10 protein-coding genes are annotated in these 13,069 nt (G+C 64.8%); 1 reads left to right on the forward strand and 9 read right to left on the reverse strand.

Going from position 1 to position 13,069, the window contains the following annotated elements:
- The 6 genes from B2P87_RS07220 to B2P87_RS07245 all read right to left on the reverse strand — a co-directional run.
- Positions 1–1,186: aldehyde dehydrogenase family protein (locus B2P87_RS07220; protein WP_286852294.1), on the reverse strand; the 1,186-nt coding region annotated here is incomplete at its 3' end.
- Positions 1,183–2,001, reverse strand: coding sequence for an ABC transporter permease (locus B2P87_RS07225; protein ID WP_286852353.1), 819 nt, complete (start codon positions 1,999–2,001; stop codon positions 1,183–1,185). The genes B2P87_RS07225 and B2P87_RS07220, both read right to left, overlap by 4 nt.
- Entirely contained in the window at positions 2,001–2,903 is a 903-nt protein-coding gene (locus tag B2P87_RS07230; protein WP_141892171.1) for an ABC transporter permease subunit, read from the reverse strand. Before B2P87_RS07230 ends, B2P87_RS07225 begins: the two co-directional genes overlap by 1 nt.
- Positions 2,904–2,913: 10 nt before the next feature.
- Complete coding sequence (locus B2P87_RS07235; RefSeq protein ID WP_141892170.1) at positions 2,914–4,077, reverse strand: ABC transporter ATP-binding protein; 1,164 nt, start codon at positions 4,075–4,077, stop codon at positions 2,914–2,916.
- Positions 4,078–4,169: 92 nt separating this feature from the next.
- Positions 4,170–5,261: an extracellular solute-binding protein gene (locus tag B2P87_RS07240; protein WP_141892169.1), complete on the reverse strand. Its 1,092-nt coding sequence runs from the start codon at positions 5,259–5,261 to the stop codon at positions 4,170–4,172.
- Positions 5,262–5,312: 51 nt separating this feature from the next.
- Positions 5,313–6,725 carry an aminotransferase gene (locus B2P87_RS07245; RefSeq protein ID WP_141892168.1) on the reverse strand — a complete coding sequence of 471 codons (1,413 nt, stop codon included), beginning with the start codon at positions 6,723–6,725 and terminating at the stop codon, positions 5,313–5,315.
- A 191-nt stretch (positions 6,726–6,916) separates the two neighbouring features.
- On the opposite strand from B2P87_RS07245, the gene B2P87_RS07250 reads away from it, so the two are divergent.
- Positions 6,917–7,522: a TetR/AcrR family transcriptional regulator gene (locus B2P87_RS07250; RefSeq protein ID WP_158509257.1), complete on the forward strand. Its 606-nt coding sequence runs from the start codon at positions 6,917–6,919 to the stop codon at positions 7,520–7,522.
- A gap of 1,171 nt (positions 7,523–8,693) precedes the next feature.
- Here B2P87_RS07250 and B2P87_RS07255 read toward each other — a convergent pair.
- The 3 genes from B2P87_RS07255 to B2P87_RS07265 are packed head-to-tail and all read right to left on the reverse strand — an operon-like array spanning position 8,694 to position 12,968.
- Positions 8,694–9,896: an efflux RND transporter periplasmic adaptor subunit gene (locus B2P87_RS07255; protein ID WP_141892167.1), complete on the reverse strand. Its 1,203-nt coding sequence runs from the start codon at positions 9,894–9,896 to the stop codon at positions 8,694–8,696.
- Positions 9,897–9,899: 3 nt separating this feature from the next.
- The gene (locus tag B2P87_RS07260; protein ID WP_141892166.1) at positions 9,900–12,257 is read right to left on the reverse strand and encodes an ABC transporter permease; all 2,358 of its coding nucleotides are present in this window, start codon (positions 12,255–12,257) and stop codon (positions 9,900–9,902) included.
- Positions 12,258–12,260: 3 nt separating this feature from the next.
- Positions 12,261–12,968, reverse strand: coding sequence for an ABC transporter ATP-binding protein (locus B2P87_RS07265; protein ID WP_008558589.1), 708 nt, complete (start codon positions 12,966–12,968; stop codon positions 12,261–12,263).
- Between the last annotated feature and the right edge of the window lie 101 nt (positions 12,969–13,069).

Consider the following 13,069-nt stretch of genomic DNA (forward strand, 5'->3'; position numbering starts at 1 on the left):
GGCCGAAAATCTCCTCCTGCGCGATACGCATGGCGTTGTCCGCATCGGCAAAGATGGTGGGTCGGGCATAATAGCCGGTCTCGAACCCTTCCGGCCTGCCCGGCCCGCCGGCCACCAGCCGCGCGCCTTCGGCGATGCCCGCCTCGATCATCTCCTGCACGCGGGCATACTGCTGCGCGTTGGACAGCGGCCCCATGTGATCGCCAGGCTCCACCGGGTCGCCGACGGTCAATTGCGCGCATTTTGCCTGCGCCAGCTCGACCGCGCGGCCATAGACGCTGCGCTCGACCAGCATCCGGGTGGCGGCGTCGCAGCTTTGGCCGGTGTTGATGAAACAGGCCTCCACCCCTTCGGAGATGGCGGTGTCCAGATCGCAGTCGGCAAACACCAGGTTCGGGGATTTGCCGCCAAGCTCCAATGCAACCTTCTTGACGGTTTCCGCTGCATCGCGGGTTACCGCAACACCGCCGCGGGTGGAGCCGGTGAAGGACATCAGGGCGACATCCGGGTGGCGTGACAGCGCAGCACCTGCCACCGGGCCTTCGCCGTGGACCAGGTTGAAAACGCCCGCGGGCACGCCGGCCTCGTGCAGCACCTCGGTATAGAGGATCGCCGACAGCGGTGTCAGCTCGGAGGGTTTCAGCACCATTGTGCAGCCGGCGGCCAGGGCAGGGCCGACCTTCAGCACGATCTGGTTGATCGGCCAGTTCCAGGGGGTGATCAGCCCGCAGACACCAGTCGGCATCCGCACTAGCGTGTCGCCGTTGGGCAGGGTTTCCTCGAAATCGAGCGCCTTCAGATCGGCAATGATGGCCTCCAGATGGTCGATGCCGACCTGCGCCTGCATCTCGCGCGACATGGTGATCGGGGCGCCCATTTCCAGCGAGATGGCTTTTGCGAAATCATCCACGCGGGCGGTGTAGACCTCCAGCACGTGTTCAAGGAGCGCAATGCGGTCCTTGCGGCTGGTGGCGGCAAAGCCGGGCAGCGCGGCCTTGGCTGCGGCCACGGCGGCATCAACGCCTGCTTCGCTGCCAAGCGCCAGGCGGCCAAGGGACTGTTCGGTGGCCGGGTTGATCACCTCCGCCGAGGCGCTGCCGCGGGGGGCGGTCCAGCGGCCGCCGATGTAGAACTGGGACATGTTGTACTGCATTGCCGTATCCATTGAGGTTTGAGAGCGAGTCATGCGGCGGCGGCGGCCGCGCGGTGGTCCTGCTGCCGGCGCCGCTCCTGCCGCCGGTTGGTCAGCGAGGCGGCGATGACGCCAAGGGTGACGATGCCGATCAGCATGGACGAGAGCGCATTGATCTCGGGCGAGACGCCCAGCCGGACCGAGGAATAGAGCTTCATCGGCAGGGTGGTGGAGCCGGGGCCGGAGGTGAAGGTGGCGATCACCAGGTCGTCGAGCGACAGAGTGAAAGAGAGCAGCCAGGCCGAGATCACCGCGGGCGCGATCACTGGCAACGTCACTTGGCGGAAGGCCGAGAACGGCGTGCAGCCCAGATCCAGCGCCGCATCCTCCAGCGACCGGTCGAAGCTGGCCAGCCGGGAAGAGACCACCACCGAGGCATAGCACATGGCAAAGGTCGCGTGGGCTATGGTGATGGTCCAGAAGCCGCGGTCGAGGCCGATGGCGACGAACAGCAAGAGGAGCGACAGGCCGGTCACCACCTCGGGCATCACCAAGGGCGCATAGATCATGCCGGAGAACAGCGTGCGGCCCGGAAAGCGGCCCATACGCACCATGACAACTGCGCTGAGCGTGCCCAGCACCGTGGCCAGCGTGGCCGAGACAAAGGCGATGCGCAGGGTGATCCAGGCGGCCGCCAGATAAGCCTCGTTGTTCAGCACGATGCCGTACCATTTGGTGCTGAAGCCGCCCCAGACGGCGACCAGGCGGGAGTCGTTGAAGGAGTAGATCACCACCAGCAAGAGCGGCAGGTAGAGGAAGGCCAAGCCAAAGGTCAGCGAGGTCAGGTTGAACATGTTGAAGCGGCGGATCATCCCAGTTCCTCCTGATGTTTCTGCTGATGGCGCTGGAACAGCACGATAGGCACGATCAGGATGGTCAGCAGCACGATGGCCACCGCCGCCGCCACGCCCCAGTCGCGGTTGGAGAAGAACTCGAGCCACAGGGTCTTGCCGATCATCAGCGTGCCGGAGCCGCCCAAGAGGTCGGGGATCACAAATTCGCCGATCGCCGGGATGAAGACCAGGAAGCAGCCCGCAACCACTCCCGGCAGCGACAGCGGCAGGGTGATCTGGCGGAAGGCGGCAAAGGCACCGCAGCCGAGGTCTTCGGCGGCTTCCAGGAGCCGGCCGTCGATCCGTTCCAGCGAGGCATAAAGCGGCAGTATCATGAACGGCAGGTAGGAATAGACGATGCCGACATAGACCGCGATTTCGGTGTGCATGATCGCCAGCGGCTGATCAATGAGGCCGAGCTTCATCAGGGTGAGGTTCAGGAAACCCTCGTTCTTGAGGATGCCGATCCAGGCGTAAATGCGGATAAGGAAGCTGGTCCAGAACGGCAGGATCACCAGCAGCAGCAGCGTCTTGCGCCACTCTTGCGGTGCCTTCGCCATGGCATAGGCCACCGGATAGCCGATCATCAGGCAAAGCAGAGTTGCAATGGCGGCGACCTTCACGCTGTTGAGATAGGCCTTGAGGTAGATGCCGTCCTCGGCCAGCCAGAGGAAGTTCTCGAAGTCCAGCGCCGCGAAGGCCGCGCGCAGGCCTGCCAGCCCCTCATCAAGGCTGAAGGTGGGGGCATAGGGCGGGCTGGCCGTGACCGAGTCCGACAGTGCGATCTTGATGACGATCAGGAAGGGCACCAGGAAGAATAGCCCCAGCCACAGATAGGGCAGAAGGATTAGCAGGCGGCGCGGGGCGGATGTGCTCATGGTCCGGCCCTCACGCGTCGACCAGCACGCAAGCGCCCGCGCGCCAGCTGAGCCAGACCCGGTTGTTCCAGTCAATTTCACGGCGCGAGGTCAGGAGCCGGTTGGCCTCTTGCGCGCGGATCAGCTGGCCGCCGTCGAGCCGCACCAGGAAGGTGGAGGCGCTGCCGGTATAGGAGATTTCCTCCACCGTGCCCTCAAACCTGTTCACGTTGGGGGCTTCTGCTGGCTGGTCCTTGGTGACGTGGATCTTCTCGGGGCGCAGCACCAGCGTCTTGCGGGCGCCGGGTGTCAGCACATCCTCGGGCTGCGGGCGGATTGCCAGCCGGGTTCCGCTGTCCCAGCGGGCCAGTGCCAGCTCGCCGTCCATGCCCGCAAGCTCGACGTTGATCAGGTTCACGTTGCCAATGAAATCAGCGACATAGCTTGAGGCCGGGTGTTCATAAATCCGTGCGGGCGTGTCGGTTTGCAGCAGCTTGCCCGCCTTCATCACCGCGATGCGGGAGGAAACGGTCATCGCCTCGTCCTGATCGTGGGTCACGATGATGAAGGTGAGGCCCAGCCGGTCCTGCACGTCCATCAGCTGGAACTGGGTCTCTTCGCGCAGTTTCTTGTCGAGCGCGCCCAGCGGCTCGTCCAGCAGCAGAACCTTGGGTTTTTTAGCCAGCGAGCGTGCCAGCGCCACCCGCTGCATCTGCCCGCCGGACAGCTGGTGCGGCTTGCGGTCCGCGAAGTCTTCGAGTTGCACCAGTGCCAGCATCTCGTCGACGCGGTCCTGGATATCACTTTTCTTCCAGCGCTCCTGTTTCAGGCCAAAGCCGATGTTCTTGGCCACCGACATATGCGGAAACAACGCGTAAGACTGGAACATCATGTTCACCGGGCGCCGGTTGGCGGGGATGCCGGTCAGGTCCTGACCGTCCAAGAGGATGCGGCCCGAGGTCACTTCCTCAAACCCGGCCAGCAGCCGCATCATTGTGGTCTTGCCGCAGCCGGAGGGGCCGAGAAGCGAGAAGAACTCGCGCTCCTGGATGTCCAGGTTCAGGTCCGAGATCGCGGTGAAGCTGCCAAAGGTCTTGGTCACATTCTCGAAGCGGATCAAGGGGGTGCGGTCCGGCGTCAGCGCACTGACGGGTTCGGCCTGGGCGGCGGTACTGGCCGGATCATGGAAATTCATTGTTGCAGGTTCCCCTGTTGCAGGTGCCTGCCGCTGCATGAGCGGGCGCCGCGGCAGGCAAGACAGGTGCGGCCTTGAAGCCGCGCCAAAGCTCATTGGCCGGTGCGGACCTTGGACCAGGTGCGGGTGTATAGACGCTCCGTCTTGCGGTCTTGCAGCACCGGGGTGGTCAGCATCTCCATGGTCGCCTCGGTCGGATAGACGGCGGGATTGCCGGTCAGCTCCGGGTCGATTTCTGCCTGGGCGGTGAGGTTGGCACTGCCGTAGCGGATGAAGTTGGCGTTCTGCGCCGACACCGAAGGCTGCAGCAGGTAGTTCAGGAAGGCATGGGCCTCTTCCACGTTCCTGGCATCGGCCAGGATGGCGAGGCCGTCAAAGTCCAGCAGCGTGCCTTCTTCCGGAATGATGTATTCCAGATTAACGCCATTGTTGGCCTCCTTGGCGCCATCGGCGGCCCAATAGGCGTCGCCGCTCCAGGTCAGGCCGAGGCAGGCATCGCCATCGGACAGCGCGCCGATCATGGCGTCAGTGGAAATCTGGGCGATGTTGCCCCGGATCGCACCGATATGCGCCCCGGCGGCGGTGATCTGATCCTTGTTGCTGGTGTTCGGGTCCTGCCCCATGTCGATCAGCGCGGCGCCGATCACGTCTATGGGCGAGTCCACGATCATCACGCTGCAATCGGCCAGCTTGCCTGAGATCTCCGGGTCAAACAGCAGATCCCAGGACCTGGGGTGGTCGTCGCCCAGCCGCTCTGCAAGCTTGCCGGTGTTATAGGCAATGCCGAATGTCCACCAGTTGTAGGGCACCAGGTATTCGTTGCCGGGATCGAAGGTTTCGATCAGTCCGGCGATCTTGGGCCAGACGTGCTGCAGGTTGGGGATCTTGGATTTGTCGATCTTCTGCAGCACCCCGGCCGAGATCAGCCGCGCGGTGCCGGTGGAGGAGGGAACGATGATGTCATAGCCGGAGCTGCCCGCCAGAACCTTGGTTTCCAGCATCGCGTTTGAATCATAGGTGTCATAGGTGACGTCGATCCCGGTCTCAACCTCGAACGCCTCGATGATCGCTGGATCTAGATAGTCGCTCCAGTTGTAGATCACCAGTTCACCCTCAGCCGCCGCGGCGGCGCCCCAGATGGCGGCTGTTCCGGCCATCAGGCCAGTTCTCAGCTTGGATTTCATGGTTCCCTCCCGTGTTGGGTTTCTGTTTGCTTCTCTTTTGGGATGCGGGCCTTAGGCCCGCTCCTGTTCCAGTTCGAGCCCCTGTTCCAGCAACTCCCGGGTGGCGCGCTGGACGCCTTCGGTCAGCATGTCGAACATGTCGTCGATCTGCGCTTCGGTGATCACCAGCGGCGGCGAGAAGATCGCCATGTTGCCATAGGGGCGGACCATCAGGCCCAGTTCCTGGCAGCGGGCGTCGATCACCGCGCCGATGGTGGCGTCGATCCCGGCGCTGGCTTGGCCCTCACGGGTCAGCGAGCATTCGATGCAGCCCACCAGCCCCATGCCGCGCACATCCACGATCAGCGGCAGCTCCAGCATCTGATGCAGGCGCTTCTGGAAGTGCGGCGTCACCTTGCGGACATGCTCCAGAATGCCGTCGCGCTCGAAGATCTCGATGTTCTTGAGGCCCGCGGCGGCGCAGACCGGATGGCCGGAATAGGTGTAGCCGCTGGTGAAATAGACATCCTTGGAAACATCGCCCTCGATGTCCTTGAACAGCCGGTCCGAGAAGATCGCCGCCCCCATCGGCGCATAGCCCGAGGTCAGCCCCTTGGCGCAGGTGATGATGTCCGGGGTGATGCCGAACAGCTCTTCGGAGGCGAACCAGTGGCCAAGGCGGCCAAATCCGGTGACGACCTCGTCGGAGATGTACAGAACATCATGTTTGCGGCAGACCTCCAGGCAGCGCTTGTGGTAGCCCGCGGGCGGCACGATCACGCCGCCGGAGCCCAGCACCGGTTCGGCAATGAAAGCGGCGGCATTGTCCGCGCCCAGCTCCAGGATGGCGTTTTCCAGGTCCGCCACTTTTTCGTCCAGGAAGGCTTCGATGCTCATGCCTGCGGGACGGCGGAAGGCGTTCACATCCGGCAGGAAATGGGGAAGGACCTGATCGGTGTCGAACCACTGGCGCTCGCTCGGCTTGCCGCTGAGCGAGGCGGTCAGATACGTGCCGCCGTGGTAGGCGTGCGCGCGGGTGATGATCCGCTTCTTGGCGGGCTTGCCCAGCAGGTTGTTGCGGAAGTGGACAAAGCGGATGGCGGTATCAACCGCAGTGGAGCCGCCGGTGGTGAAATAGACCCGGTTGAGGTCGCCCGGCGCCCGTTCGGCAATCGCGTGGGCAAATTCGGCGCTTACCGACGTGGCCTCGCTGAAGGGCGAGCAATAGGCCATCTTGCGGGCTTGTGCCGCCATCGCATCAGCAATCTCGGCGTTACCGTAGCCCAGCTGCATGCACCACATGCCGCCGGGGCCGTCGATCACCTTGTTGCCGTGCTCGTCGTAAACATAGATGCCTTCGGCATACTCGCTGAACGTCCTGTCGGCTTTTCCGGCGCCCTGAACTTCCAGCCCTTCCCACGGATGGAAGTAATTCTCCTTGTCCCAGGTTTTGAAGTTTTCGAAGTCGTTTCCAAGTTTGGTCATCTCGGCCCTCTGTCCGGAGTTGCTGTTTTCATGAATGTACGTTCATACATTAGACGTAAGTGAATGATCGTTCATTGTCGATGGAAATCTGTTGCAATCGCGGGCAAGGTGCTGGAAAGGCAGCGGGCCAGTCGGGAGAATGAGGGGGCGGGCAAATGACAAGTGCCGAAGATACAAGGAAAAAGCGGAAGGTGGACAAGGACCTGCACCGGGAGGTCCTGCTGGACGCCACTGCCAGCGTGATCCTGCGGCACGGCGTGAGCGGCGCAACAATCAGCCGTATCCAGGAGGAATCCGGCCTGTCGCGCGGCATGATCAACCTGCATTTCCAGTCGAAAGACAACTTGATTCGCGAACTCGCGATACACATGACGCGGGAGTACAATGCGGCGTGGCAGAACTTCACCAGCCAAGCACCAGAAGAGGTGAGCACCCCGGAACATGCCGCAGCCCGCCTTCAAGCGCTGTTTGAAACGGATTTTTCGGAAGCAGTTCTGAACAAGCGCAGCGCCCGGCTGACCTTTGCTTTCCGCGCGGAACCTGAATTGCAGGCGCTTGGAACCGGCTATACCGAAACCCGCGGAACCGACCTGCATGACCATGTGCGCAACTGCTGCCATGTGCTGTGTAAGGCTTGCGGCACCCAGGGTGATCCCGAGAAAGTCGCGATGGCTATCATGTCACTGCTGGAAGGGTTGTGGACCGACTTTCACGCCCACCCCGATGAATTCAGCAGGGGAAATGCGGTGGAAATCTGCCAAACCACCGCCCGCGCCTTCTTCCCGGGATACTTCTGAACAGTAAGCACGGGTGGGCCGCCATCTTTTGCAAAGGGGCAGTAAAAGCGAGATTCCCAGGCGCAATATTGGTGACCAAACGCCTGTCATAATGAAAAAAACCTCTGCAACGGAAACTTCGAAGATGTCCACTTTGCAGAAGTTGCATTTCCGAAAACCCGTGGGTGTTGATGTCTGGCTTGGGTCGGTACTACTTCGGCCAAAGGCGGCATTGCGTGTTTCCTGCCAGTTCATATCTCGCGCTGTATTCAGTAATTTGGGCTCAGACCGGCCCAATACTCTGCGGCGCTTCCCAAAGAACAAACAACCGGACAACGGCCATTCAAACCGCCGGTAAGGTTCAGGTGTCAGCGCGGTGCTGATGTCTGGGCATGGCGGGAGGACTGAACGAGCACCTGTTCGCCAACCTGCTCCACGCCCGGGTGTCAATCGGCACGGAACTTTGACCCCCTGTAGGCATCCAAAATTGACCCCCCCCTGTTTGACGTGCGGCTGGCTGGCCCGATGCGGCGCAGTCTCCACACAGCGAAGCCGTATCTGGGTCTGCATCAATGATTGGGCGCACCCGCTCGTCAAAGGATGCCTGATCTGCCCGCGGCGGCAATCGATGCCCGAAGATACGGAACAGCCCGCGGATCTCGTTCGCCAAGTCGATAAACTTCCGCTGGACTGCCTTGCGGCTGCTGAAGATCTCACCGTCTGCTTTCCTCCTGGCCTTTCTGCCGAATTTCGAAAGTGATCGCGGACGAGACCGCGATCGCTTGCAAAGATGTCAGCCGCGCCTCCGCTCCGCTCTATAACGCGCCTGGCATTTTCCGTTTGATTGGTCCGCCTGCCATCCGGCCGGCAATCTGAACACGGCTTCTGATGCAGCTCGCGCCTCAGCCTCCACGGAGAAATCCGGTTCCTCCCGCGCCAGGCGCGGCCCCCTCCCGATTTCACCGCTCCGGCGCATCCTGTCATTTCGCGGGTGTCAGATCACCGTCCGGCCGCAGTCCGGGCTGCGCCCACCCTGCTTTGCCCTCCGGAAGACACGAGGTCTTTCGAAGTCAAAATCAGGGAAAGCTTCGCCACTGGCGGAACAGGAGGCGCGAACGGGGATGTAGGAGACACGGAAAAAGGAAAGGGTCTGCCGCAAATGGTAAAGCTATGTGTCGCCCGGCAGCCGCCCTCAGCGCTCGGTGATCAGAACCCCGTCCGCGACCGCCTCGCCTGGGTGCAGGATCACCCGCTCGCCCGGCTCCAGCCCCTCCAGAACCTCAGCCACCTGGCCGTTGCGCCGCCCCAGCGTCAGCGGCCGCACCGCGGCGCGCCCGTCCGCCGCCACAAAGGCCGCCCAGCCGCCGCCGTCCCGGAACAGCGCGCTGACCGGGATCCGCAGCACGTCCTCCGCCTCCCACTCGATGATGCGGGCAAAGACCGAAAACCCCTCGCCTAGGCTGGTGCGCTGCGCCTTCGGCGTCACCAGGTCAAAGAACACATCCACCCGCTGCTCCTCGATCCCGAGCGCCGAAACCTTGGTGCGCGCCACCGGCTCGATCCGGTCCAGCACCGCCTCCAGCGGCCCAGGCCCGCCCCAGCGTTCGATGCTGGCGCGGGCGCCCGGCGCCAGCCGCACCGCGTCCGAGGACAAGAGATCGGCCACCAGCTCCAGATCCTGCGGATCGCCGATGGTGACCAGCAGATCGCCGGGCAGCACCGGGCGTTCGCTGATGGTGACCACAGACAGCACCACCCCGTCCGCCGGCGCGGTGATGCGGATGCAGCAGCTGTCCGGCACTTCCGCCCCCGCTTCGGGCAGGATCAGCGCCGCCTGCGCCCGCGCCAGGGTGCTTTGCGACATGTCCACCCTTGCGCTCGCCGCCTCCTCCCCGGCGGCGGCCACCGCCAGCCGCTGGGTGGCGTCCTCCAGCCGCGTCAGCGAGGCGACATTGCGCTCCGCCAGCGCCTTCACCCGCTCAAACTGGCTTTGCGCCAGAATGCGGTCCTCGATGGCCTTCTGCAGATCGGCGCGCGCCACATGCAGCGCCGCCTGCGCCTCCTGCAGCGTTGCCTGCGCCTGCGCCCGGGTGCGCGCATCCAGCAGATGCGGCCGGGCAGGCTCGACAATGGCGACCAGGGTTTCGCCCGCTGTCACCCGGTCCCCCGCCCGCACCGGCGAGCGGCGCGCGGTGCCCGCAATCGGCGCCGCCACCTCGAACAGGTCGCGGACCCGGGTTTCGCCATCGGCGTCAATGGTGATCTCCATCCGGCCGCGCGTCACCTCATGCAGGTCCACCGCGGCCGGCTCCTCCCGCAGCGCCACATAGAGCAGCGCCGCCAGCACACCGCCGCCGGTCACGTACAAAAGCAGGCTGCGCAGGTTCGCAATCATCTCTCACTCCCTGGTTTTCATCACCGCCACAAGGTCCATCCGGTCCAGCCGCCGCCGCACGATCAGCACCGAGCACAGCGCCGCCGCCAGCACGATCAGGCTGGCGCTGGCAAAGGCCGCAGGCTCCAGTACCAGCGGTATCGTGTAAACGTCGCTGGAAAAGTTCTCCACCGCCAGCCGCGCGATCGCCGCACCGATCAGCCAGCCCGGCGGCTGCGCCAGGAGCGCCAGCAGCATCATCTCCCCCGCCAGGATGAAGGAGACCTCGCGGCGCGAGAACCCCAGGATGCGCAGGCTGGCCAGCTCGCGGGCACGTTCCGACAGCTGGATGCGGGCGCCATTGTAGGCAACGCCGATGGTGATCAGCACCGCAATGGTGATGTAGACCATGTTCATCACAATCACCTGCTGCGCGATGACCTCCCGGAACGACCGGCGCATGTCGGTCATCACAGGCACCCCGGCCACTGCGGGCAGCGCCTTGAGACGGGTGAACAGCGCGTCCTGCCGGCTGGGGTCGATGGCAATGCTGGCAGCCGAATACTGCGGCGCCTGCCGGAACAACGCGTTCAGGCTGGCATGATCCATATAGGCGCCCAGCCCGAAATACTGCTTGACCGTGCCCGTCACCGGCAGCTGCCGGGTCTCGCGCCGGCCGCTGGTGAACTGCACCTCCACCAGCGTTCCGGGCACCGCGCCCAGCTGCTCCGCCAGCCGCTCGCTCAGCAGGATGCCGCCGGGGCCCGCGTTTGCCACACTGCCGTCGCTGGCCACCACCCGGCTTAGATCCGGGTCCGGCACCCGCGCCTCGATCGTCACCCGCTTCATCCGCGGCCCGTGCCGCAGGATGGCCGCCGCATACTGCTGCCCCTCCGCCTGCAGAACACCGGGCAGGGCGCGGATCTCCTCCAGCACGCTTTCCGGCTGATCCTCGGTGAACATCACCACCGCATCCTGCCGGTTGCTCTGGTAAAACGCCGTGTCCATGATCTCGTCCAGCGCATCCGCAAAGAAGGACGAGGCCACCACAGATGCCACCGCCAGCGCCAGCCCCAGCCCGGTCATCGCGCTGCGCAAGGGCCAGCGCAGCAGGCTGCGCAGGATCATGACGGCAGGCTGTGACAGCCGCAGCTGCCGCATCAGCCGGTCCGCCGCCGAATGCTTGAACCGCGGCGGCGCGGGCGGCTGCATCGCCACCGCCGGCGCCAGCCGCGCCGCCCGCAGCGCCGCGCGCGCCGCCCCTGCGGTGGTGGTCAGCAGCGCCGCCAGCGCCGACAGCGCATAGGCCCAGGGCGACACCCGGTAGATCAGGAACGGAAAGTCAAAGTAGAAGGCATACTGGCGGGCCAGCAGCTGCGCCAGCCAGGTGCCCGCGGCCCAGCCGATCGCAATCCCCGCCAGCGCCACCAGCGCCGCCAGCATCAGATAGTGCAGGCAGACCTCCGCATCGGAATAGCCCACCGCCTTCAGCAGGCCGATCTCGCTGCGCTCCAGCGCCACGATCCGGCCCATCACCATGCTGACCAGAAATGCCGAGATGCCAAAAAAGATCGGCGGCAGCACCATCGCGGTGCCCTTCATCTGGCTGATCTCCGCATCGACAATCGCGTGCGAGCCGTGCTGCGCCCGCCCCACGGCGCCCTGTCCGCCATAGGGCTCCAGCAGCTGATCCAGCCGCGCGATCACCTCCTCTTCCTGCACCCCGCGCGCGGTCTTCAGCGTCAGGTCATTGAAGGCGCCCGCCATGTCATAGGCGGCCTCCGCCTCCTCCCGCCGCATCCAGATGATGCCAAAGGACAGGTTATCGGGCATCAGCGCGCCCGGGCCCAGCGTATAGATGAACTCCGGCGACAGCGCGGTGCCGGTCACCGTCAGCCGCCGCTGCTGGCCGTTCAGATTGGCCCGGAAATGATCCCCCGGCTGCAGCCCGTTAGCCAGCGCGAAGGGCGCGTTCACTGCAACCTCCCCCGGCAGCTGCGGCCAGTGGCCGCTGCGCAGCACCGGCAGGTTCAGCTGCGGCGGGCCGCTCTCCGGCAGCGACAGGATGCGCCCCACCGCGCCCTTGGCCCGTCCCGGCATGTCGAGGTTGGCATAGCCGCTGACCCGCGCCTCCAGCGCCAGAACCCCCTCCACCGCGGCAATCTCCGGCAGCAGGCTGACCGGCGCGCGGCGCGCCATGGCAAAGACATCGGCAAAGCGGTTGCGCCCGTAATAGGCCTCCTGCGTGCCCTGCAGCGCCTGATACATGCCCACCGCCGTCAGCAGGATCGCCACCCCGCAGGCCAGCACCATGGCAATCGCCAGCGCCTGCACCCAGAGCCGTTTGAAATCCCGCAGCAGCTTCCGGTCCAGTGCCTGCATGGCTCACCAGCTGATGTCGGCGGGCGCCAGCCGCGTGGTGTTTTCCTGGATGCGGCTGATCCGCCCGTCCTGGAAGTAGATCACCCGGTGGGCGATCTTCTGGATGTCGGCGTTGTGGGTGATCACCACCGTTGCGGTGCCGAAATCGCGGTTGATCTGGTGCAGCGCCTCCAGCACCTGAATGCCGGTCTTGCTGTCCAGCGCGCCGGTCGGCTCGTCGCACAGCAGCACCCCGGGGCGCTTGGCAATGGCGCGGGCAATCGCCACCCGCTGCTGCTCGCCGCCCGACATCTCCGCCGGGAAGTGGTCCATCCGGTGGCCCAGCCCCACCAGCTCCAGCGCCTCGGCGGCAGGCATCGGATCGCGCGCCACATCCGTGACCAGCTGCACGTTCTCGCGCGCGGTCAGGCTGGGCACCAGATTGTAGAACTGAAAGATGAAGCCGACATGGTCGCGCCGGTAGCGGGTCAGCTCCCGGTCCCGCATCGCCGTCAGCTCCAGATCGCGGAACCAGACCCGCCCGTCCGTCACATGATCCAGCCCGCCCAGGATATTCAGCAGCGTCGACTTGCCGCTGCCGGAGGGGCCAAGCAGCACCGCCAGCTCGCCGCCGGGCAGCTCCAGATCGACACCCGCCAGCGCATGCACCTTGGCGCCGCCGGTGTCATAGACCTTGGTCACACCCTTCATGGTAAAGACGGGATCCGCCACAGCCGCCCTCCTTTCGCGGCGATACTGCCACAGGCGGCTGCGGCGCGGAAATGATCTGCCTCAACCTTTCCGGCAGGCGCCGCCGGGCCGCGCCTGCGCCG

The sequence above is a fragment of the Leisingera sp. UBA4491 genome (genome assembly GCF_002388965.1).
GTDB lineage: Bacteria > Pseudomonadota > Alphaproteobacteria > Rhodobacterales > Rhodobacteraceae > Leisingera > Leisingera aquaemixtae.

Bases quoted from the DNA above. Each gene is read 5' to 3' on its own strand.
- B2P87_RS07230 (WP_141892171.1), bottom strand. From the start codon at position 2,903: ATGAGCACATCCGCCCCGCGCCGCCTGCTAATCCTTCTGCCCTATCTG.
- B2P87_RS07235 (WP_141892170.1), bottom strand. From the start codon at position 4,077: ATGAATTTCCATGATCCGGCCAGTACCGCCGCCCAGGCCGAACCCGTC.
- B2P87_RS07240 (WP_141892169.1), bottom strand. From the start codon at position 5,261: ATGAAATCCAAGCTGAGAACTGGCCTGATGGCCGGAACAGCCGCCATC.
- B2P87_RS07245 (WP_141892168.1), bottom strand. From the start codon at position 6,725: ATGACCAAACTTGGAAACGACTTCGAAAACTTCAAAACCTGGGACAAG.
- B2P87_RS07255 (WP_141892167.1), bottom strand. From the start codon at position 9,896: ATGATTGCGAACCTGCGCAGCCTGCTTTTGTACGTGACCGGCGGCGGT.
- B2P87_RS07260 (WP_141892166.1), bottom strand. From the start codon at position 12,257: ATGCAGGCACTGGACCGGAAGCTGCTGCGGGATTTCAAACGGCTCTGG.